Annotated in this window: 20 protein-coding genes; 1 reads left to right on the forward strand and 19 read right to left on the reverse strand. The window is 40.2% G+C overall.

Going from position 1 to position 21,303, the window contains the following annotated elements; all coding sequences use genetic code 11:
- Nucleotides 1–27: 27 nt before the first annotated feature.
- From HX124_RS09470 to HX124_RS09500, 7 genes are all read right to left on the reverse strand, one after another.
- Nucleotides 28–957 carry an aldo/keto reductase gene (locus tag HX124_RS09470; protein ID WP_286382386.1) on the reverse strand — a complete coding sequence of 310 codons (930 nt, stop codon included), beginning with the start codon at nucleotides 955–957 and terminating at the stop codon, nucleotides 28–30.
- A gap of 124 nt (nucleotides 958–1,081) precedes the next feature.
- Entirely contained in the window at nucleotides 1,082–1,699 is a 618-nt protein-coding gene (locus tag HX124_RS09475) for an NIPSNAP family protein (RefSeq protein ID WP_286382387.1), read from the reverse strand.
- On the reverse strand, nucleotides 1,696–3,471 hold the full coding sequence (locus tag HX124_RS09480) for an FAD-dependent oxidoreductase (RefSeq protein WP_286382389.1): 1,776 nt from the start codon (nucleotides 3,469–3,471) through the stop codon (nucleotides 1,696–1,698). The genes HX124_RS09475 and HX124_RS09480 overlap by 4 nt, the downstream gene beginning before the upstream one ends.
- An 11-nt stretch (nucleotides 3,472–3,482) precedes the next feature.
- On the reverse strand, nucleotides 3,483–5,255 hold the full coding sequence (locus HX124_RS09485) for an FAD-dependent oxidoreductase (protein ID WP_286382391.1): 1,773 nt from the start codon (nucleotides 5,253–5,255) through the stop codon (nucleotides 3,483–3,485).
- 4 nt (nucleotides 5,256–5,259) lie between these two features.
- Nucleotides 5,260–6,105 (reverse strand): sugar phosphate isomerase/epimerase family protein, encoded by an 846-nt coding sequence (locus tag HX124_RS09490; RefSeq protein WP_286382392.1) that lies wholly within the window; start codon nucleotides 6,103–6,105, stop codon nucleotides 5,260–5,262.
- Nucleotides 6,092–6,913: a shikimate dehydrogenase family protein gene (locus HX124_RS09495; RefSeq protein WP_286382393.1), complete on the reverse strand. Its 822-nt coding sequence runs from the start codon at nucleotides 6,911–6,913 to the stop codon at nucleotides 6,092–6,094. The genes HX124_RS09490 and HX124_RS09495 overlap by 14 nt, the downstream gene beginning before the upstream one ends.
- Before the next feature lie 43 nt (nucleotides 6,914–6,956).
- Nucleotides 6,957–8,312: an MFS transporter gene (locus tag HX124_RS09500; RefSeq protein ID WP_286382394.1), complete on the reverse strand. Its 1,356-nt coding sequence runs from the start codon at nucleotides 8,310–8,312 to the stop codon at nucleotides 6,957–6,959.
- A gap of 229 nt (nucleotides 8,313–8,541) precedes the next feature.
- Between HX124_RS09500 and HX124_RS09505 the strand changes: the two genes are divergently transcribed.
- Nucleotides 8,542–9,312 (forward strand): IclR family transcriptional regulator, encoded by a 771-nt coding sequence (locus HX124_RS09505; protein ID WP_107007652.1) that lies wholly within the window; start codon nucleotides 8,542–8,544, stop codon nucleotides 9,310–9,312.
- A gap of 51 nt (nucleotides 9,313–9,363) precedes the next feature.
- Here the strand turns inward: HX124_RS09505 and HX124_RS09510 are convergent, their stop codons facing one another.
- The 12 genes from HX124_RS09510 to HX124_RS09565 all read right to left on the reverse strand — a co-directional run bounded on the left by HX124_RS09510 (nucleotide 9,364) and on the right by HX124_RS09565 (nucleotide 21,253).
- A complete protein-coding gene (locus tag HX124_RS09510) occupies nucleotides 9,364–10,713 on the reverse strand; it encodes a carbohydrate porin (RefSeq protein ID WP_286382395.1) in 1,350 nt (449 codons plus the stop codon).
- Between the two features lie 40 nt (nucleotides 10,714–10,753).
- Nucleotides 10,754–12,205, reverse strand: a complete 1,452-nt coding sequence (locus HX124_RS09515; RefSeq protein WP_286382396.1) for a right-handed parallel beta-helix repeat-containing protein — start codon at nucleotides 12,203–12,205, stop codon at nucleotides 10,754–10,756.
- Nucleotides 12,206–12,231: 26 nt separating this feature from the next.
- Nucleotides 12,232–13,086 (reverse strand): type I 3-dehydroquinate dehydratase, encoded by an 855-nt coding sequence (gene aroD, locus HX124_RS09520; protein ID WP_286382398.1) that lies wholly within the window; start codon nucleotides 13,084–13,086, stop codon nucleotides 12,232–12,234.
- Nucleotides 13,087–13,167: 81 nt separating this feature from the next.
- Nucleotides 13,168–13,797 carry a protocatechuate 3,4-dioxygenase subunit alpha gene (gene pcaG, locus HX124_RS09525; protein WP_130073617.1) on the reverse strand — a complete coding sequence of 210 codons (630 nt, stop codon included), beginning with the start codon at nucleotides 13,795–13,797 and terminating at the stop codon, nucleotides 13,168–13,170.
- 17 nt (nucleotides 13,798–13,814) lie between these two features.
- Entirely contained in the window at nucleotides 13,815–14,540 is a 726-nt protein-coding gene (gene pcaH, locus HX124_RS09530) for a protocatechuate 3,4-dioxygenase subunit beta (protein WP_107007647.1), read from the reverse strand.
- Nucleotides 14,541–14,587: 47 nt separating this feature from the next.
- The gene (gene pcaC, locus HX124_RS09535; RefSeq protein WP_107007646.1) at nucleotides 14,588–14,977 is read right to left on the reverse strand and encodes a 4-carboxymuconolactone decarboxylase; all 390 of its coding nucleotides are present in this window, start codon (nucleotides 14,975–14,977) and stop codon (nucleotides 14,588–14,590) included.
- A 12-nt stretch (nucleotides 14,978–14,989) separates the two neighbouring features.
- On the reverse strand, nucleotides 14,990–16,345 hold the full coding sequence (gene pcaK / locus HX124_RS09540; RefSeq protein WP_286382401.1) for a 4-hydroxybenzoate transporter PcaK: 1,356 nt from the start codon (nucleotides 16,343–16,345) through the stop codon (nucleotides 14,990–14,992).
- 43 nt (nucleotides 16,346–16,388) lie between these two features.
- Nucleotides 16,389–17,168, reverse strand: coding sequence for a 3-oxoadipate enol-lactonase (gene pcaD, locus HX124_RS09545; protein ID WP_502872817.1), 780 nt, complete (start codon nucleotides 17,166–17,168; stop codon nucleotides 16,389–16,391).
- Complete coding sequence (gene pcaB, locus HX124_RS09550; RefSeq protein WP_286382427.1) at nucleotides 17,165–18,523, reverse strand: 3-carboxy-cis,cis-muconate cycloisomerase; 1,359 nt, start codon at nucleotides 18,521–18,523, stop codon at nucleotides 17,165–17,167. The genes pcaD and pcaB overlap by 4 nt, the downstream gene beginning before the upstream one ends.
- An 11-nt stretch (nucleotides 18,524–18,534) precedes the next feature.
- A complete protein-coding gene (gene pcaF / locus HX124_RS09555; RefSeq protein ID WP_286382566.1) occupies nucleotides 18,535–19,737 on the reverse strand; it encodes a 3-oxoadipyl-CoA thiolase in 1,203 nt (400 codons plus the stop codon).
- A gap of 173 nt (nucleotides 19,738–19,910) precedes the next feature.
- Complete coding sequence (locus tag HX124_RS09560; RefSeq protein WP_286382429.1) at nucleotides 19,911–20,561, reverse strand: 3-oxoacid CoA-transferase subunit B; 651 nt, start codon at nucleotides 20,559–20,561, stop codon at nucleotides 19,911–19,913.
- Nucleotides 20,562–20,581: 20 nt separating this feature from the next.
- Nucleotides 20,582–21,253, reverse strand: coding sequence for a 3-oxoacid CoA-transferase subunit A (locus tag HX124_RS09565; RefSeq protein ID WP_286382432.1), 672 nt, complete (start codon nucleotides 21,251–21,253; stop codon nucleotides 20,582–20,584).
- Nucleotides 21,254–21,303: the final 50 nt, after the last annotated feature.

Genomic DNA, 21,303 nt, shown 5'->3' on the forward strand with positions numbered 1-21,303 from the left:
AAAATGCCCTGTTTTTTATTTTAACTCTCAAGTATTATTCGAATACTGACTGACTTCATTTAGACGCTGAAGATCTGCTTCGTCAAGTTTTAAATTGAGTGCTTTTATAAATGAATCAATTTGTATAGACGATGTCGCTGAAGCAATTGGAGCCGTAATACTCGGCTGTGCCATCGCCCAAGCCAAAGCAATTTCAGAAAGTTCTGCCTGATATTGAGTTTGCAATTGATCCATCGTCTTTAAAATATTTAAGCCATGTGGATTAAGTTTTCGTGCTGAACCCTCAAGCTGAGAAATATCACGATATTTTCCACTTAAAAAACCCGCAGCCAAACTAAAATAGGTGATCACTTTTAATTGATTTTCAACACAAATATCACGATATTCCGTCTCGTATTGCTCTCGCTCAACTAAATTATAACCCGGTTGAAAAATTTCATATTTGGGTAAATTTTGATGATGACTGACCTCTAGAGCCTCTTGCAATTGTTTTGCTGAATAATTAGATGCGCCAATTTGACGAATTTTACCCGCTTGAATTAATTCAGCATAGGCAGATAAGGTTTCTGCAATGGGTGTATTTTCATCTGGATAATGACTCAAGTACACATCGAGATAGTCTGTATTTAAACGTTGTAAAGATTCTTCAACTGCTTGTTTAATATATTTTTTAGATAATCCTTGCTTTCCCTCTGCTAAGGGCGCACCTACTTTGGTAATTAAAATTACTTTTTCTCTGTTCGAAGGTGTACGCTTGAGCCATTCACCAATCACTGTTTCTGACTCTCCGCCAACATGTCCTGTTACCCATGTCGAGTACATATCTGCCGTATCAATTGTATTTATACCGCGCTCAAGTGCGTAGTCTAATAAACTGCATGAATCCTCTTGATTGACCGTCCAACCAAACACATTTCCACCTAGAATGATTTTTGAAAAACTTATATCCTTTTTCATCTTATTTCTCACTTTTATTGACTTAAAACTTGTTGTGGTCATTCATTCAACTAAATTAAACATTTATATGTAAAAAGCCAGTTCAATTGAACTAGCTTTTTATTGCGCTAATAAAAAATATGAATTATTTCAATGGTGAAATCGCTGTAGGCAATGCAATCATTGACTGCATTTCATGCGTTAACCATTGTGGACCACCTTTTGGTGGCCAAATACCGTCAGCGACTGATTTTGCACGAACCTCAGAACGTTCATTCAGTGAAGCATATGGCCAAATACTCACAATGCGTGGATGCCCATCAAGTGCGTACATTGCAACCGTTAATTTTGAGTATTGAGTACGTGTAGGCACCGCATTTTTCCATGCCTCTAAAACATGTGGAACACCGCCATGCTTTAATTCATAAGTACGAATTTCATAAACTGGACCAAATTCGCCTAACTCAACTTCTGGTAAAAAGTCAAAACCTGCAAAATGTTCAACAGAATATTGAATGATATTTTCACTTGAATTAAATAAATTTTCTTGAGCAGCTAAATGTGCATCACCCGCTTCTTGATCTGCTTTAGACTCAAAACTACGTAATACAACAACTTGATTTAATTGACCAATATCTGAAAACCAGACTCCTAATAATTTCGCTTTTGCTTCTGTCTCTGCATGAAAATCTTGAATACCATTTGCAACACTTGCAGCCGTACCCATTTTGATCGTGATATTAATTAGTTCATAAAGTTTCATGCGGTTTTGCGCTCCTGAGTAAAATTTTGAGATTGAGTTGTTTGTGATTTTTCACACAAATTTTCATTTGTATGATTGTTCAAATCATCTTTGAGTTTGCCTGCTGCAAATTGTGCAATTCGCCAAGCAAACACCATTCCTGGTCCAAGCGTTGTACCCGGTCCCGGATAAGTACCTTTAAAAATAGAAGATAAGTCATTGCCACAGGCAAATAAGCCCTGAATCACTTGATTGTTTTGAGTGAGTACGCGACCAAATTCATCACCTGTCAGCCCACCACTACTTGCACAGTCCATAGGGACGACAGGTAACGCATAAAATGGAGCTTTCTGTAATTTTCCTAAACATGGATTCGGTTTTACATCTGGATCGCCATTAAAACGATTCATTACACCGCTACCTTTACCAAAATCTGTGTCTTCGCCTTGTTCCACAAGATGGTTAAAACGCGTCACTGTTTGGTTCAATGTTGCTGCTTGAATACCCACTTTAGTGGCAAGGTCTTCCAGTGTATTTGCTGAAAATAAATATTTTTCTCGTAAAAAGTAATCTAACTTTTTCGCACCAGGTAAAACGAAGCCGAGCCCATATTTTTGAATCGCGGTTTCATCACAAATGAGATAAGACACCACTTTTTCTTTGGATTTATTGGATCGAATTTGTGCCATACAAAAATCATGATAGGAATCAGATTCATTGACAAATCGTCGCCCATCAGCATTCACAGCAATCACGCCTGGTTTCGCACGGTCTAAAATAATGTGCGGCCAAACTGCTTTATAGCCATTTTTATGGGTATGAATTGAACATGGAAAATACAAAACACTACTGTCTACAGATGGATCAATTTTAGCGCCGATGTTCTGTGCAAAACTTAAACCATCACCTGTGTTTGAAGTCGGTGAAAGTGAGTCAGCAATTAATCCTTGAGGAAATAGTTTTTTGCGTAATTGAGCATTCCACCCCACACCACCTGTTGCCAAAACAACGCCTTGACGTGCTTTCACCACAATTTGTTGATTATTTTTATTAATTTTTGCACCAACCACTTTGCCATTTTCATAAATGAGTTCTTGTAATGGTGCATCTAACCAAACAGATACATTATTTTGTTTTAAGTTATAAAATAAGCTCCCGACCAAGGCATTTCCCATCACTAAGCGAGTACCACGCGCATAGCGTAAACGTGACATAAAATAAGGCAGCACGACTTTCATCGTTGTCATAAAATTGGTGCCAGACGAAAATGGGTTCAGTAAGGCATTTAATTCACTACGATTCACCATCATGCCACCTAAACCCATAAACTCAGGACGGGGTGGACGCACGTATTTAAAATCTGTACCTAACACACGAGCATCAAATTCGGCAGGTGCCAAAGCTCGACCACCAAAAGCTTCTCCAGGTTGGTTTTTGACATAATCAGGATGTGCTAAACATGCATTCAGTTTCACCGTGGTTTTTTCATCTAAGTCTTTAATCATTTTTGGACTAGATTCTAAAAATGCATCGCGTAAATGTTCTCCGCCACGCTCACCCACCACCGATTTAAGAAAAACCCGTGCTTGTTCAATATCATCTGGAACACCTGCTGCGACACTTAAATGCGACCCCGGTGCCCAAATCGTGCCTCCAGAAGTTGCGGTCGTACCGCCTATCTGATCTGCTTTTTCACATAACAGCACATCTAAACCATTTAACTTGGCAAATAATGCGGCTGACATTCCTGCCGCACCTGCACCAATAATGAGTAAATCGACTTGTTTTTCCATGTCAGCTTTTCCTATGTATTTTGTTTTTGTACAGATTGCGTGGATTTAGCATGTTGAACCAAATGATTTGCAGCCAAATAACCAAATGTCATGGCAGGTCCTAAAGTAATTCCTCCGCTTGGATATTGACCTCCCATCACGGTGTTCATGTCATTACCTACTGCATAAAGCCCATCAATCGGACGTTGAGTGTTTTTATCTAATACACGTGCATCATGATCGGTGATTAATCCTGCAAATGTTCCTAAGCTTCCCGGTACCACTTGCACTGCATAAAATGGTCCTTTTTGTATCGGTGCAATACACGGATTTGGTCTATGATCACTATCCCCTTGCGCTTTTTGATACGGCGTAGAACCTCGTTTAAACTCAGGGTCTAGCCCTTGTTCTGCATGCACGTTGTATTGCGTAATGGTCTGTTTAAAATTCGCAGCATCAATACCACATTGTTGAGCTAAGTCTTCTAAACGATCTGCTTGTTTGAGATAACCATTTTCAATCCAAGGCTGCATCGAAATTGGAAAAGGTTTCACTGCACCCAAACCATAACGTCGGATAAATTTATGATCACAAATCAACCAACAATGTGCCAAGTCACCTTGATTCGTATGTTTAAATAAATCTTTGACAAATAAAGGATATGAATCACCTTCGTTGGTAAAACGTTTGCCATTTTTTAATACAGCGATTAAGCCCGGTTTCCCACGTTCAACCAAATGTGGAAAACGTCCTAATGTGCCATCTAAACGAGGCATTAATGACACAGGTGCCCAAGCGCCTGACCATGGCAACTGCGTATCCACTTGAGCGCCAACCATTTCAGCAAGCTTTAAGCCATCTCCTGTATTGGTTTCAGGCGCAGCTGAGTAATGAGGTGTTCCTAAAGCAACATGTTCAAATAATTGTTGTTTGCGTTTTTCATCATGTGGAAATCCGCCTGTTGCCAAAACTACACCGCGTTTCGCTAAAATTTTAACCAAACCTTGTGGTGTTTTAAAAATTGCACCGACCACTTTATTATTTTCATAAATCAGTTGTTGCGCAGCATGATTTGCAAATAGTCTCACTTTTTGATCAAGTGCCGACTTGAGTAAACGTGCAACCAATGCATTACCATTGACAATTTGAGTTGAACGATGACGAAATAACAAATCTGCAAAATGTCGTAAAACACGCTTAGTCGCATACATAAATGAAGACACAGCATTAAATGTATTAATGAAATGTTTCATATCAGCACCAGATGCGATGCCCATACCCCAAACTGTGGTTTCAGGAATTGCAGGTCTCAGCAAATGTAAGTTTTTCCCGAGTTGTCGCCCATCAAATGGTGCAGCAACAACAGAACGCCAACCCACACGAGAACCTTCTATATCAAAAAAGTCTGGAACCAATGCACCTGCATTGAATTTGACCTCTGTTGATTTCTCAAAAAAATCGATCATTTCAGGTGCTTTTGTTAGATATTGATGAATACGAGCTTCATCATATTTTTCACCCAGTACATTTTTTAGATATTTTTTAGGCTGCTCAATAGGCTCTAACTGCCCTGCACGCTGTGCATGTGGCGTGTTTGGGATCCATAACCACCCCCCAGATACCGCCGTTGTGCCACCAAAAACACTTGCTTTTTCAGCAACAATCACATCCAAACCTTGAACTGCCGCAGTCACTGCGGTAGAAAGTCCACCTGCTCCAGAACCAATCACCAAAACATCACATTCATATTGGTCACGATTTTTTTGAGCTAGAGAATTAAACTCATGTTGAGTTGACGCATTCATGACATCACCCCGCAATAGCATCTGCTTCAGCAAGCGCAACGAGTTGTTGAATTGCTTGCAAATTAATTTGAGCACGTTGCAGCGCTGGTCGTTTTGCAAGTGCAAGATTCGGAACTTCTGCTGCTAAAGTAATATCTTTCGGTAAAGCTCGAATCAGCGAAATCAAATCAATTTCACCTTGCCCTGGAACTAAACGATTAGAACGCGCAATTTTAATTAAACCTTCATCACTTGGGTCATATTCAGCTAAACCATCACAAAGCTGTACATAGTTCATTTGTGTCACAGGTAGCGCTTTGACTTGTTCTAAAGTTGAATCTGAACGATCAAAATGCAGTGAATCAATTAATACTGCTGCATTTTTTTGTCCCGATTGCGTCACGATCTGTTGAGCATGTTGCAGATTTTTAACAGCCGTCCACGGCATAAATTCAAGATCACAACTTAAATGATATTGCTGACTCAACTCGCAGAACGCTGCATAATTTTCAACTAAGCGTTGATGCTCAGTATCATTGCCTGCAATGAGAATATGTTTTGCACCTAATTGTTGAGCAACTTCTAAAAACTGAATATATTTTTGACCGTCAAAATCAGGCGTCAAACGTATAATTTCTACATCAGCAACTTTCACGCCTGTATCAGCTAAAGCTGCTTGCGTTTCACGAATTAATGTTGCGTCTGTTAAAATCGGATAGTCAGCTTCATTCGGTGCCGCAGGTAAAAGACGTAAACCGACCTGTGCGTAGCCACATTCTGCCGCGATCTGAATTGCTTCAACAGGTGATACATCCGCAACAGTTAAAAATGACAGTGAATACTGGCGTTGTTTAGATTCAGGCTGCATCATCTACGCCTCCTGAACGTTCATTTTCAAGTAGAAAATTCACCATCAAATCACGAACTTGAATAAACATATCTGTACCTGTTACCGCAGTACAACCAAGCTCTAATGCCTGAGTCACAAATGGTGTTTTTTCTGGTTTAGTGACAACATCCGCAACTGACATGGTATGAGTTAACTTGTCTAGCTGAAATGCTGCTGATGGATCACCATTCATGCCCATCGGGGTTGCATTCACAATGACATCAAAACCTGTTGGGTCATTGTCATGTGCAACAACCTTGCCTTTGCCAAGCGCATTTAAATGGTCAACCAATTGTTGCTGACGTTGTGCATCGACATCAAAAATTGCCAGTTCTGCAACCCCAGCCAACAATAATTCGTAGGCAATCGCTTTGCCTGCACCGCCTGCACCCGCCAAAATGGCACGTTTATTTTCTAATTGAATATTTTTTAATTTAATCGCTTGCACCATGCCTGTACCATCCAGCATGTCACCTTCCCAACCTGCTTCACAGCGACGAATGGTATTCACTGCACCAATGAATTTTGCACGTTCTGTCACTTGGTCACAGCACTGTAAAGCTGTAATTTTGTGTGGCACAGTCACGATCAAACCATCTGTATTGAGCATGTTTTTCGTGTTATTTACAAACTCTGGAAAATGATCTGGATGTACATCTGCAGGTGGCACAATGGCATTTAAGCCTTTTGAAATCAGTTCCAAAGTCACCCCTTCAGGTGATTTTACTTGTTGGATGGGATGCCCAACCACAAAATAAAGACGAGTCGATCCATTCAATTGAATACTCATAATTCAATATCCTTTTAAAATTCAGTAAATTAAAGTGTTTTTATTAAGCTTTTGCGTCGTCTAAAGCTCGTTGTTGCATACGTTGTGGTGAATAAATCATTTTCATGAGGAGTAAAGCCATGACCATCCCTGCGGCAGGCACACAGAGTACAAGGAAAATTTTACTTGCTGACCAACCTTGATTGAGGAAATAAGCACCAGCAAATGCACTAGCAACCGCACCTAAACGTCCAATACCATGCATCCAACTGTTTCCTGTTGCACGTGCAAAGACGGGATAAAATGCACTTGATAAACCATTTACACCTGAGTTTGCACCATTCATCCACATGCCAACAAAGAAACACATTGCACTATATACGTAGAAGTTATGTCCCACTTCACCAATGAAAATCATGAAGACAATTGCGATCAGATAACAAATCACCAAACCGATATGTGCATTGATTTTATCCATCAAATAACCGCAAGCATAACAACCGATTGGACCACCAAGTTGATAAATCGCAGTAATCATAGATGCTTCACTGATACTGAAACCAAACTCATTTGACATCATTGGCAACCAGCTTCCAAGTAGATACACTACAAATAAACCTGAAGCATATGTCCACCACAGTAGGAAACTACCAAGGAAATAAAATGGGCTAATAATCGTTTTAACTGGATTATCTACAGACTTCGTTTTTGGTTTTGGTAATACAAAAACTTTGTTCGTTGTATCAAAATCAGGTGCAATTTTGTGAATAATGGCATCAATTTCAGCTTTAGGATGTTGCTTTAAAACCTTAAAACCAATCGATTCGGGCAGTTTAAATGCCACAATCACCGCCAAGATCAAAGGTAATATTCCACCAATAATCATCATGGCATGCCAGTTATAGTGCGGAATAACCCATGCCGCTAAAAAGCCACCTAATGCTGCACCAAAAGTAAAACCACTTAAAATCAATGTGACCATTCGTGCATTTACACGCATGGGTGAATAATCAGTGGTTAGCGTCACAGCTTGTGGCATCACACCACCCATAAATAATCCTGCAATAAAACGGAAAATCATCAGTTCTGTGACATTGGTTGAAACTGCTGCAATGAGCGTAAAAAATCCAAAACCAATTAAATTTACAATTAATAATTTTTTACGCCCAAATTTATCGGCTAATGGTCCCGAAATCACGGCACCTAATGCCAGTCCGACCAAGGCTGCACTCATTACAGGTGCTAATGCAGTTGTGGTAATTCCCCACTCATTTTTAATGACGGGTGCAACAAAACCCATAATTGAAATATCAATACCGTCAACAACAACGATCATTAAACAAATAAAAATAATAAATTTTTGTAAAGGTGAAATTCTATTTTCATCTAGAAATTCCCTTAAATCTACCTGTTGCTGCATACACTTGCTCCCTTAGCGTTCACCTATTTCATTTATGCGGTTCCATGCATAAATAGGTTTAAATTTGACTTAGGTTAAAAATGAACTGAGAAGGCTTCAGTTTTTTACCCTAGATCATGCTGATTTATCTAAAAATCATTTAGGATAGAATCTAAGATGTAATATAATCTGTTTTTTGATTTTTTGGAACACTGTTCCAAAAAATATTAGTAATTAATTTGGATTTTTTATGCTGAGTAATAATGACCGCACTTTAACCGTGCTCGAAGCGTTATTAAAAGATGTAAATGGATGTGCTTTAAGCCAGCTTTCAACTGATTTAGATATTCCCAAATCTGCAATGCATCGTTTATTAAGCTCGATGAAAGACATGGGCTATATCTATCAAGATGAACTAAGCCAGCACTATAAATTGACCTTAAAAATCGCTTCAATGGGACTGACATATTTGTCTTCTCGCTCAATTACAGAAACTTTTCAGCCGCTACTCAATCAGTTGGCTGAAGAATCTGCTGAACTGGTGCGTTTGGGTCTCATTGAAAATGAAAACATTATTTGGATTGCAAAAGCTCAAGGTTCAAAGTCAGGTTTAAAATATGACCCTGATTCGGGCAGTGTGGCGTATTTACCTGCGTCTTCTTGTGGTTTAACTTATCTTTCTGCACTCAATGAGGCTGATTTTTTACGCTTAGCAGAACGCGAAGGTTTTGAAAAAGCAAATTTATTTGGTCCCAATACCCCAAAAAACTTAGAAGAACTTAAAGTTTTAGTACAAGCATCTAAAGACCGAGGTTATGGTTTAATTCAAGATACTTATGAGTTAGGGATGACTGCTATGGCAAAAGTTATTCTAAATCCGCATACAGGTATTCCTTTTGGGACGGTGAGTATCGCAGGTCCATCTGTACGTTTAAATGAAAAACGTGTTGAAGAACTCGCACCAGCATTACTTGAAACGGTGGAAAAAGTCAGCCAAATTATTCATTTGTCACAATATTAATGATAAAAAGCGATCTAAGTAGATCGCTTTTTATTGGGGAAAATAAATGGCTTAGAAGTTGAAACGCGTAGTTAAACCCAACACCCATGCATCATCTACTTGCTTTAAACCACCTGCTTGATGCACATATTGAATATTTGGACGCAACATGATTGCTGGTGACCAATTCAAACTATAATTCAGTTCAATATTGAGCTCATCATTTTGAATAGGTCGGTATAAAGGATTTGTGTAATCTGCCGCAGTTAAACCGTTTTGTTGGTTCTGATAATGCTGACGATCACGAACGCGCTCATTAACATCAAAACGTGCAAAACCTAAACCAATGCTGTCTTGTGGACGAGCATCGAATGCGCCTTTATACCAAAATGCCAACTGCTGTGACGCTTCAACAGTGGTGGTCGCTTTATCATTCCAAGTGAAATTGGCAGATGCAAATAGACCACGTTTACTGTCATTTTCATGTGCAGTCAGTTGTTGCTGTGCATTTAACCAGACACTTTGTTTATGATCATGAACTTTTGCAGGTGTATCTGCATCAATGATCTGACCTTGTGTATTGGTTTTTATGTCATTTGCATCCGCAGTCGCATAAAATGCACCGAGTTTATATTCTCCTGTTAAACCATTAAAAGCAGCGAGTTTAGGTTTCCAAGTCAACTCGACAGGAATTAAAACGCCTTCGGCATCATCCATGCCTAAGTTAAAGCCACGATCTTCAAAGGTATTTTCAGGGTTAATTTCATAAACCCCTGCCGCAAGTGACCACTCAGGTAGAAATTGGTATTTTAGGTTCATTCCCCATTGTGAAACTGGGCTGTTGTACCAAATACTGCCTACGGTTTTACCCAGTTGACCACCACATAGCATTAAGTTTTGAAACTCACAGTGCGAAGCATTGAAATCTTCGGACAATCCCATTCGTCCAATTTTAAACTGCACAGTGTTGTCTAAAAACCCAGATTTTATCCATGCTTGTGATAAACGCCAAGATTGTCCTCGACCATAAATTTCTTGCGCACTACTAAACTGTGATGCGCGTGGATCAGAAATTCGTTCTGCGGATAATGCTTGTCCGTCACGTTTGGTGATCATGACACTGGCTTGGGTATTTTCCAAACCTGCGATTTTCTCCAAATCAAATTGTGAAGCTAACGTGAGTTGAGAAGCATGCAACATTTCTCGATCATCGTTATAACCACCATCGATATTTGTTGCAGTTTCATTTTGAAAACCCAAAGTAAACTTATAGCCTTTTTCTTCCAAGCTCTTGCGTTCACCATTCCAGTCTCCCAAAAGCCATTGTCGATCTTCTGACCATGGCATTTGAGCAAATGTAAATTGTGATACAAATAGCGCTGAACTCAGCACAGTTAAGGGTTTTACTAAACAATGTTTCATATGCTTTTCCTTAAGCAAAGATGATTCAACATAAATAACCTTACAATTTCACAGCGGGACTTAATTCAGAACTTGCACCATGAATATCAGTTAAGGTAGCGGTGATTGATTGCACTTTTTGAGTCGGTTTCCATTGAATTTTGGCTTTGCCATTTTCATCAGTCACGACTTGTTCTGTACCTAAGAAGATTTCTGCTTCATTGGCATTTTTTTGCGAATTTCCGAAAAATTCAACACGATACATTGCATTTTTTTGCGCTTGAACTTCAACAGTTACAACGCCTTGTTTCACTTGTAACGTTGGTGCAGTAATATTTTGATTGGCTTTGGCATTACAGTTTTGTTGTGTTGCATCTTGACATGTATGTTGTAATGTCTTTTCATCCATCACCACACCACGACCACGTGAACCAACAAATTCAGCATGCTCTAACGCAGGAACATTCATAATAATTGCACCAGTACGTTGCTCAGGTACACAAGAACCACCAGCTTCACAACGTTTAACATCTTTGCCATTATTCCAAATCAAGTTTTTGGTTAATGTAATATGCGCATTGGCATCTTTTTCTGAGCGAATCGCAACACCAATACGATTATCATGTACTCGATTGCTGTCTAAAATATTGCCGTCACCCGTAAGATTAAAACCAATTGAGTTATGACTTAACTCATTATAAGCAATGTAATTGCGTTTGCCCCAGTTGATTTGCAAGCCATCTGAATAGTTTTTAAACGTATTGCCAACAATGCTATTGTCATTGCCCCATAAAATTTCAATGCCTTGTGAAGGCTCAGGATTTTGAGCAGTCGAAATAAATTGATTATTTGCAACCAAGTTAAATGCTGCACCTCGTGTCAACTCAAGACCATCACCATTGTCCTGAAAATAGTTATTTAATACTTTGTTATTATTGGTTGTGGTTGCTGTTGAGCCGCCTTGACCATCATCGCCTGTGAGCATAACACCCGCGCCACCATAGTTATTCATGATTCTGTTGTGTTGAATCAGATTATTACTTGCACGGTTAATTAACACGCCTATACAGAAGTTTCTAACTTCAAGTCCCTGAATTTGCACATTTTGAGTATCTCGTAGCACTAAACCAGGCAAAGTCGTTGTACGCACGTTTGTACCAAACTGTCCTGAAACTGCACCAGGACAAGCTTCTACGCCTGTACCTTTGACATATTTAGAGCCATCAATTGCAATATATTGACCATTGGCTGCCCATGCTTCACCGACAATAGAAACTGCTGTACGAATTTCTGGTAAAGGCTTTTCAGGAAAAATGACAAAAGGCGCTTGCCCTACAGCTTTAATCTGAATTTGATGTGCTTCTGAAGGCTGACTATTTGCTTGTTCAATAGCCCAACGTAAAGTACCTTTTTCACCATGATCTGCGTATTGATCAACCACAAAAGTTTGTGCGTGGCTAAGACTTCCTAAACCGAGAACCAAAGCACTCAGCGCAAAAATAGACGATTTCATTGATTTTCCCTAATGTAATGATGTATTTAGTTTGGTTCAACAATATTTAAAAGTTGTTTGAGCTGTTTAACTTCAATTTGTCCAGGTGCAGAAGCCTCACCAATCATGCCAAAACTCATACTTCCACCCATATTGGCAGTAGCAATACGAGAAATTGCACCCAATTTCGCCATCGACATAGTCAATAACGGCTTTTTAGTTTGCTGGCTGACATTTAAAGTTGCATTCATCAAGGTAAATACATCTTGTTTAGACTGTGGCATCACTGCGATTTTTAAAATATCAGCCCCCATAACATCTTGTTTTAAAAAACGTTTTTCTATTTCAGCTTGCTCAGGTGTACGGTTAAAGTCATGATTTGACATGATAACGCGTACATTTTTTTGATGTGCTAGTTGTGTTAATTGTTGAACAACTGCCTCATCTCTAAACATTTCAATATCAAGCAATTGCATAAAAGGCTGTTTCAAATATGCACGATAATTTTTTTGATAATCTGCATCACTGATTTTGAGTTGTCCGCCTTCATTTGCAGTTCGAATCGTTGCAATTAAAGGTTTATCTTTTAAAATTTGATTGAGTTCCTGCCCCAATGCAATCACTTGCTTACTGTCAGCAGCAAAATCAAGTAAATCGATACGAAACTCTGCAATATCCGCATCAGGATGATTTGCAATAATTTTGGCTTGTTCAATTGCTTGTGCTTTGGTTTTTGCTGTAATCGGTACAATGGTTTTTACAGGCATTTCACCGATATTGACATTTTTAATCTGATAAACAGCATCATTTTCAACAGTATTCAATGCAGTATTTGCCTGTACCAAAGAACAAGACAACGCAATCGCAACAGTCAAACATGTTTTGAGTGCAAATCTATTCATTTTCAATCCCAATCATTTTTTCTGTACATCCAGTGGTTTTGTTTCACCAGATGTACATCACTTTAAAATCTATGTATTTAATTAAATATCGAAAAATACAGTTTCTTTGTCGCCTTGAACATAAATATCAAAGCGATAAACGATTTCACCATTTTCTTCGCTGCGCTTAGCAATCAAAGTTTGGCGACGAGGCTCCCACTCAATGCTATTCAATACAGGATCTTTTGCATTCGCTTCAGCTTCATCTTCAAAATAAACACGTGTGTTTAAACCTAAGTTGATACCACGTGCAAAAATAATCAGATTAATATGCGGTGCTTGTGTTGAACCTTTACGACCAGGAACAGTACTTGGTTTGATGGTATTAAAATGCCATACACCTGTTTGGAAGTCTGCGCCAGCACGTCCCCAACCTTGGAAGTTTTGATCTGCATTTTTCTCTTGAAAATCTGCATCACTTGGATAAACGCCGTTTGCATCAGCTTGCCAAATTTCGACTAAAACATCACGTAATGGCACACCCACACCGTCAAATACACGTCCTTCTAAACGGATACGTTGACCTTCTGGATTATTTTTCAACAAGTCATTATTAAAGTTATATTCAAAAACCTCGATACCTGCTTGTTTAGGTAACAAACCGATATGAACATAAGGTCCACCTGTTTGCGATGGGGTTTCATGTAATTCTTGGAAATTCCAACCGTTCATAGCATTTACTCCATGTATTAAACTAATTCATTTTCAAAATAGGTTTTGCGACGACCACGTAAAGTGATGTCAAAACGATAACAACGGCTATCGGCTTCGATAAAATTGCTCTTGTCTTCAAGGGCAATCAAAGCACGTCGTTGATCTTCTGAAGGAATGGTTTTAATAATTGGACAACTGTCAATCAGTGGATCACCTTCAAAATAAAATTGTGAAATTAAACGTTGCGCCCAACCATCAGCAAGTAAAGAGAAATGGATATGCGCAGGACGCCATTCATTAATACGGTTACGCCAAGGATATGGACCAGGCTTAATGGTACGGAAAATATAAAAACCATTTTCATCTGTCATCATACGACCACAACCACCAAAGTTTGGATCTAAAGAGCCAATAAATTGGTCATTTGGATGACGATAGCGACCTGATGCATTGGCTTGCCATACTTCAAGTAACGCATTTTTTACAGGACGACCAAATTGGTCACGGACATAGCCATGCACAATGACACGCTCACCAATCGGTAAGCCTTCTTTAGCACAGTTTAAAATAAGATCATTATCTTTTGGACCAAAGTGCTCTGCCGAAAAACGTGGTGAAGTCACTTCTGAAATGGTTTCACCAATCGAAATTAATGCATTTTTTGGTGAACGCAATACACTTGTTTTATAGCCTGGTGCATACGCAGGTGGATGATCTTCACTATTGCGCTGTGCATATGCGCCCCAAATATTTTTAGACATCATAGTTTCCTTTTAAAAAGTAAATTCCTTAACGTGTTATGACTTCGTTATTCAGCATCTAAGCCGAGTTCTTTAAACACTTCTTCAGCCATATGCATCGCTGCATTTGCCGCAGGTAAACCTGCATAAAGTGATGAATGAATAAATAATTCTTTTAAATCGTCTTTCGTCACACCATTGTTAAAACAAGCACGCAAATGTAAGCGTAGTTCATCTGTTCTGCCCAATGACAACAAAATAGCAATCGTGACTAGACTACGTGTATGGCGTGGCATTCCTGGACGTGACCACACCTCTCCCCATGCAAAACGACTAATAAAGTTTTGAAAATCCGCATTAAAATCATTCAAATTATCCAAAGAGCGCTGCACGTGTTTTTCACCTAACACTTCACTGCGAACCTGAATGCCTTGTTGATAACGTTCTTCATCGTTCATAAAAATTTCCTCTTAGGTTGCATCTGTATGTGCAACAAATGATTTAATTAAGATCGCAATTGCCGCAGCAGTCGCTGGAATAAGTAATAAAGATAAAATTGCAGTAAATGACCACTGATTACCCAGTAATACCGCACCAATCCACGCACCAAATACAGCGCCGAAACGTCCAATACCTGACATCCATGCCACACCTGTTGCACGACATTGGGTAGGATAGAAACGAGCACTTAATGCTGGCATTGCAGACTGAGCGCCATTGGCAGCCATACCTGCACATAAGATAAATATTGCTAAGAATGTTGGATAATTTAAGCTTTGACCCACAATAAAAGCGAATACACCAGCTAAGAAATAAAAGCCTGCAATCACACGGTTAGGGTTAAATTTATCCATTGCCCAACCGATAAATAGCGCACTGAGTACCCCACCGAACTGGAACAATCCACCAATAAATGCAGCATGTTCCATGCTTGCACCTGTTTCACGCATCAATGTTGGCAACCAACTGGTCAAGAGATAAATAATCACTAAACCCATGAAATAGGTAAACCACAGTAAAAAAGTGCCTTTGATATATGATTTTGAAAATAACATACCAATTACAGAGTTTTTATTTGCTGCTTCACTCTTTTCTTCTGGAACATGAAATTCATTAACAGATGCAACTTGTTCAGGCGCGATTTTATTTAAAATCTTTTTAACTTTGTCTGAGGCATTACCTTTCACAATCAAATAACGATATGATTCAGGCAACCAAAGTACGACCATGACCATTAAAATAAGTGGTGCCCAACCGCCCACCAAAAACAGACTGTGCCACCCAAAGTTTGGGATCAACCAACTACTGAGAAAACCACCAATCGCCATACCGAGGTTATAACCACAGAACATACATGTCACAAGCAATGAACGGATACGTGCAGGACAATATTCTGAGAATAAAGTCGTTGCATTTGGCATTGCTGCGCCTAAGCCAATTCCTGTGAGAAAACGAAAAACAACCAACTGATCTAAAGTTGAAGAATAAGCACAAGCTAAGGTAAAGCCGCCAAAAACCAGCATTGCAATCGTTAAAACAATTTTTCGCCCAAAACGATCCGCAAGTGGACCTGAAAATAATGCGCCAAAAATCATCCCACCTAAGGCAGCACTCATCACAGGACCTAGATCAGCCTTGGCAATACCCCAATCTTGTGCCAATGCAGGTGCAATAAAACCCATTGCAGCCGTATCAATCCCATCAACAAAAACAATGAGAAAACAAACAATTGCAATCAGCCATTGATATTTTGATACAGGAGCATTATTGATTAATGCTTGGGCATCTATCCCCTTTTTAAGGACAGTACTCTCCTGAGATGCCATGTCTATCTCCTTTAGGCAAAATCTGTTTTAAGCTATGTTAAATTTATGCAATGAATTTAGCTAAAATTTGGCTAAACTCTACAGGGCATTCAATATTAGACAAATGCGAAGCTTCTATGCTTTGCAGCTCACTGCCCTGTATTTTAGACTGCATAAATTCACCATCTTGAAGTGTAGTCACGGGATCTTTCGCCCCACAAATCAATAAAGTTGGAATACCAATTTCGGCTAAATCTGCACGAACATCTGCATCAGCCAATGCACGACAAGACGCTGCATAACCTTGAGCTGATGTTGCGGCTAAGCTTTGAATCGTACGTTGTGCTAAGTCATCGTGTTGATAATCAAATGACTCACTAAACCAACGGGTATGTGTGGTTTTGACTAAGTCCGCTAGACCTTCTTTTTCGACTTGGTCTGCACGTGTAAGCCATGCTTCTGCCTGTCCAATTTTGGCAGCAGAATTTGCCACAGTAATACTTTCAAAACGATCCGCAGCATTGATCCCAAGCCATAAACCTGTAATACCACCCATCGAGATGCCACAAAAATGTGCTTTTGCAATATTTAAGGCATCTAAAATATCCAGTACATCTTCGCCAAGGTTTGCCAAAGTAGAGTTTTCAATTACATCACTTTGACCATGACCGCGTGTATCGTAACGAACAACTTTGTAATTTTCTTTAAAATAAGCAACTTGCTCATCCCACATGTGATGATCCGTTCCTAAAGAGTTCGAAAAAATAATCACAGGTGCATGATCTAAACCATCAACTTGAATTGCTAAAGCCTTTCCTTGTCGATTAATAATTTTGTTCATCACTTTGCCTCTCCTTTGGCATGTTTCAGCACAGCTTCGATTTGATCTTGAATATTTCCCAAATAAGACTCAGGTTTAAATATCTGTTGCAATTGTTCAGCATTAAAATACTGCTGAACCTCTGCAATTTCAGCCACAACGTCTTGTAAATGACGTTGCTCAGCAACCGCTTTTTTACATGCAGCTTCAACCAAATGATGTGCATTTAGACGTCCCATTTTAGGGGCTAAAGCCATCATGACCGCTTCCGCCATAATCAAACCTTGTGTGCATTCAATATTACGCTGCATATTTTCAGAATTAACTTCTAAGCCTTGTAATACTTCATGTGTGCGCTGCAATGCACCTGCACAAAGCTGAAAGATTTCAGGTAGTGCAAGCCATTCTGCATGCCATGCGCCTAAGCTACGTTCATGTTCCTGAACCATACTTTGGTACATGCTCGACATTAAGGCAGGTACTCGATTTGCTGCTGCCAAAATGGATGCAGCCGCGACTGGGTTACGCTTGTGTGGCATTGTTGATGAGCCACCACGTCCTTTAGCTGTCGGTTCAAACACTTCTGCAATTTCTGTTTGCATCATGAGTGACCAATCACGTGCCATTTTCCCAGTATTACCTGTAACAACTGCTAAAAAATGGGCAATATCCAGTATACGATCACGTTCGCCATGCCAAGTGCAATCAGGTTTAGACAAATCAAGTCGCTGTGCATAAGCCTCAACAACTGCCGAACCTTGATCTAAAATAGATGCTAAAGAACCAACCGCACCGCCCAATTGAACAGTGAGTACTCGAGATTTTATTTGCTCTAAACGTTCTAAATCACGCTGAAAACTACTCGCCCAACGTGCAGCTTTATGCCCTAACGTAATTGGTAGTCCTTGCTGTAACCATGTACGCCCAATCATGACCTGATCGCGATACTGTTCTGCTAAATGAACTGCAACATCATGAGCACTTTGTAATTGTATTTGAATGATAGATAACGCATCTTTTGCTTGTAAAATTGTCGCAGTATCAATGATATCTTGACTTGTTGCGCCCCAATGTACATAGCGGGAAGCTTCTTCATCGACATTTTTTACAGCAGCAGTAAATTGCTTTACAAAAGGAATTGCAATATTGCCAGCCAATGCAGTTGCTGTTGCCAAGCTTTCAAAATCAATTGCATGTATGCCTTGCTCTTCAGCAACTTGGGCAATAATGCTTGCGGCACTTTGCGGAATGACACCAACATCAGCTTCCGCCTGTGCCAAAGCAACTTCTGCCTTAATCATGTATTGAATCAATGCCTGATCACTAAAAATCTGAGTGACATCAGCTTGATAAAACAAACTTGCAAATAACTGGCTCATTTTGCTGATCCTTAAACTCTTTCAATAATCAAAGCAATGCCTTGACCGACACCGATACACATTGAGCACAGGGCATATTTACCACCTGTTGCTTCAAGCTGATTCAGTGCGGTAATCACCAGACGTGCACCCGATGCACCAAGTGGATGACCCAGAGCAATCGCACCACCGTTTGGATTGACTTTCTCTGAACCATCGGCAATGCCTAAATCACGCGTCACAGCCAATGCTTGCGCTGCAAAAGCTTCATTCAGTTCAATCACATCCATCTGCTCAAGTGTTAAACCTGTTTGAGCAAGCAGTTTTTTGATCGCAGGTGCAGGACCAAAGCCCATAATGCGAGGTTCAACACCGACTGTTGTTGCACCAATCACTTTGGCACGGGCTTTTAAACCATAAGTTGCAACGGCATCATCAGAAGCGATGAGTAGCGCTGCTGCACCATCGTTAATGCCTGAAGCATTGCCCGCAGTGACTGTACCTTCAGCTTTCACTACAGGTTTTAACTTGGTTAACGCTTCAATCGTGGTTGCACGAGGATGTTCATCTTTTGCCACAACAATGGCATCGCCTTTGCGCTGTGGAATGGTCACAGCGATAATTTCTTTGTCAAAGAAACCGTTTGCCTGTGCCGCCGCAGTACGTTGCTGACTGGTCAAAGCGAACTGATCTTGATCGGCACGGTTAATGTTGAATTGCTCAGCCACGTTTTCTGCAGTTTGAGGCATGGTTTCAACACCATACATTTCTTTCAGTTTTGGATTGATAAAACGCCACCCCATAGTGGTGTCTTCAAGCTTTTGTGCACGACCATAAGCAGATTCAGATTTACCCATCACAAATGGCGCACGAGACATGCTTTCTACACCACCTGCAATAATCAGATCGGCTTCACCTGCTTTAATTGCACGTGCTGCCATTGCCACAGCATCCAGCGATGAACCACATAAACGGTTGACTGTGGTTGCAGGCACTTGGTATGGCACACCTGCAAGAAGTGCAGACATACGACCGATGTTACGGTTATCTTCACCTGCTTGGTTGGCACAACCATAAATCACATCATCAACTTTTTCCCAGTTCACTGATGGATTACGTTCAATTAAAGCTTTGATTGGCAATGCGCCTAAGTCATCTGTACGTACAGGTGCAAGTCCACCTGCATAGCGACCAAATGGTGTACGGATGGCATCAATAATGTATGCATTTTTCATGAGTTTTTTATCCATTTTCTACCTCCCTAAATCCCTCCTGAGAGGAGGGACTTCCGCGAAATAGGTTTAGGTTTAAATCAGTAAATATCTAGTTCTACTTAAAGATGATCGACACTAACATCAGATGTAGTAATGAAAGTTTCCCTCCTTTCAGGAGGGACTAAGGGAGGTTATTAAACCGTCGCATCAATCAATTTTGCACCGGTCAAGGACTGCAATTCTTCAAATGAAAGACCTTCCACTTTTTCAATCACTTTCATGCCTTCAGCAGTCACATCAATCACGCAAAGGTCAGTGTAAATACGGTCTACACATTTCAAACCTGTAGCTGGATAAGTTAGCTCCGCAACGATTTTCGGCTCGCCTTTTTTGGTCACATGATCCGTGGTGATAAATACTTTTTTCGCACCAACGGCTAAGTCCATTGCACCGCCAACCGCAGGAATCGCATCAGGTGCGCCTGTATGCCAGTTTGCCAAATCACCATTTTCAGCAATCTGGAAAGCACCGAGTACCGCGATATCAAGGTGACCGCCACGCATCATGGCAAATGAGTCACCGTGATGGAAGAAAGCACCGCCATCCAGCAAGGTCACAAATTCTTTACCCGCGTTAATCAGTTCAGGATCACAATCTTCTTCAGCAGGCGGTGGACCAAAAGCCAAAAGACCATTTTCAGAGTGTAAAAATACGTCTTTATCGCTTGGTAAATAGCTTGAAATTTTAGTTGGTAAACCAATGCCTAAGTTGACATAAGCACCATCAGGAATGTCTTGTGCCACACGCTCAGCAATTTGATCACGGCTTAATTTTGTATAACTCATTTTAAATTCTCCGTAGCCAATTATTGAGCAGGTTTTACTTGTACAACGTGTTGTACAAAAAGACCCGGTGTGATGATATGTTCAGGATCTAAAGCACCCAACTCGACAACTTCAGACACTTGTGCAATAGTCACGTCTGCCGCCATTGCCATGATTGGACCAAAGTTACGTGCAGATTTACGGTACACGAGGTTCCCCCAACGGTCGCCTTGTTGTGCTTTGATCAAGGCAAAGTCTGCTTTAATTGGATTTTCTAAAACGAAATCTTTACCTTCATAGTTTAAGGTCGGTTTGCCTTCAGCAAGCAACGTCCCAAAACCTGTCGGTGTGTAGATTGGACCTAAGCCCATGCCCGCAGCTTGGATACGGCAAGCGAGGTTACCTTGAGGTACAAGTTCTAACTCGATTTTGCCCGCACGGTAGAGTTCATCAAATACCCAAGAGTCAGACTGACGTGGGAAAGAGCAAATGATTTTACGAACAGCACCCGCTTTGAGCAGTTTAGCTAGACCATAGTCGCCATTACCTGCGTTATTATTGACAATCACAAGGTCTTTGATGCCGAGCTCAATCAAACCATCGATCAGTTCTGCAGGTTGTCCAGCCGTACCAAAACCGCCAATCATGATGGTCGAACCGTCCTTGATTTGTGAAAGCGCATCGTGAAGTGAGAAAGCACTTTTATCAATCATTAGACAACTCCATTTGCTATAAAAATAAAAAAAAATAAATCTAGCTCAGG

This window comes from Acinetobacter sp. 226-1 (genome assembly GCF_030329325.1).
GTDB lineage: Bacteria > Pseudomonadota > Gammaproteobacteria > Pseudomonadales > Moraxellaceae > Acinetobacter > Acinetobacter sichuanensis.

Coding starts and splice junctions, on each gene's coding strand:
- HX124_RS09470 (WP_286382386.1), bottom strand. CDS start 957: ATGAAAAAGGATATAAGTTTTTCAAAAATCATTCTAGGTGGAAATGTG.
- HX124_RS09475 (WP_286382387.1), bottom strand. CDS start 1,699: ATGAAACTTTATGAACTAATTAATATCACGATCAAAATGGGTACGGCT.
- HX124_RS09480 (WP_286382389.1), bottom strand. CDS start 3,471: ATGGAAAAACAAGTCGATTTACTCATTATTGGTGCAGGTGCGGCAGGA.
- HX124_RS09485 (WP_286382391.1), bottom strand. CDS start 5,255: ATGAATGCGTCAACTCAACATGAGTTTAATTCTCTAGCTCAAAAAAAT.
- HX124_RS09490 (WP_286382392.1), bottom strand. CDS start 6,105: ATGATGCAGCCTGAATCTAAACAACGCCAGTATTCACTGTCATTTTTA.
- HX124_RS09495 (WP_286382393.1), bottom strand. CDS start 6,913: ATGAGTATTCAATTGAATGGATCGACTCGTCTTTATTTTGTGGTTGGG.
- HX124_RS09500 (WP_286382394.1), bottom strand. CDS start 8,312: ATGCAGCAACAGGTAGATTTAAGGGAATTTCTAGATGAAAATAGAATT.
- HX124_RS09505 (WP_107007652.1), top strand. CDS start 8,542: ATGCTGAGTAATAATGACCGCACTTTAACCGTGCTCGAAGCGTTATTA.
- HX124_RS09510 (WP_286382395.1), bottom strand. CDS start 10,713: ATGAAACATTGTTTAGTAAAACCCTTAACTGTGCTGAGTTCAGCGCTA.
- HX124_RS09515 (WP_286382396.1), bottom strand. CDS start 12,205: ATGAAATCGTCTATTTTTGCGCTGAGTGCTTTGGTTCTCGGTTTAGGA.
- aroD (WP_286382398.1), bottom strand. CDS start 13,086: ATGAATAGATTTGCACTCAAAACATGTTTGACTGTTGCGATTGCGTTG.
- pcaG (WP_130073617.1), bottom strand. CDS start 13,797: ATGAACGGTTGGAATTTCCAAGAATTACATGAAACCCCATCGCAAACA.
- pcaH (WP_107007647.1), bottom strand. CDS start 14,540: ATGTCTAAAAATATTTGGGGCGCATATGCACAGCGCAATAGTGAAGAT.
- pcaC (WP_107007646.1), bottom strand. CDS start 14,977: ATGAACGATGAAGAACGTTATCAACAAGGCATTCAGGTTCGCAGTGAA.
- pcaK (WP_286382401.1), bottom strand. CDS start 16,345: ATGGCATCTCAGGAGAGTACTGTCCTTAAAAAGGGGATAGATGCCCAA.
- pcaB (WP_286382427.1), bottom strand. CDS start 18,523: ATGAGCCAGTTATTTGCAAGTTTGTTTTATCAAGCTGATGTCACTCAG.
- pcaF (WP_286382566.1), bottom strand. CDS start 19,737: ATGAAAAATGCATACATTATTGATGCCATCCGTACACCATTTGGTCGC.
- HX124_RS09560 (WP_286382429.1), bottom strand. CDS start 20,561: ATGAGTTATACAAAATTAAGCCGTGATCAAATTGCTGAGCGTGTGGCA.
- HX124_RS09565 (WP_286382432.1), bottom strand. CDS start 21,253: ATGATTGATAAAAGTGCTTTCTCACTTCACGATGCGCTTTCACAAATC.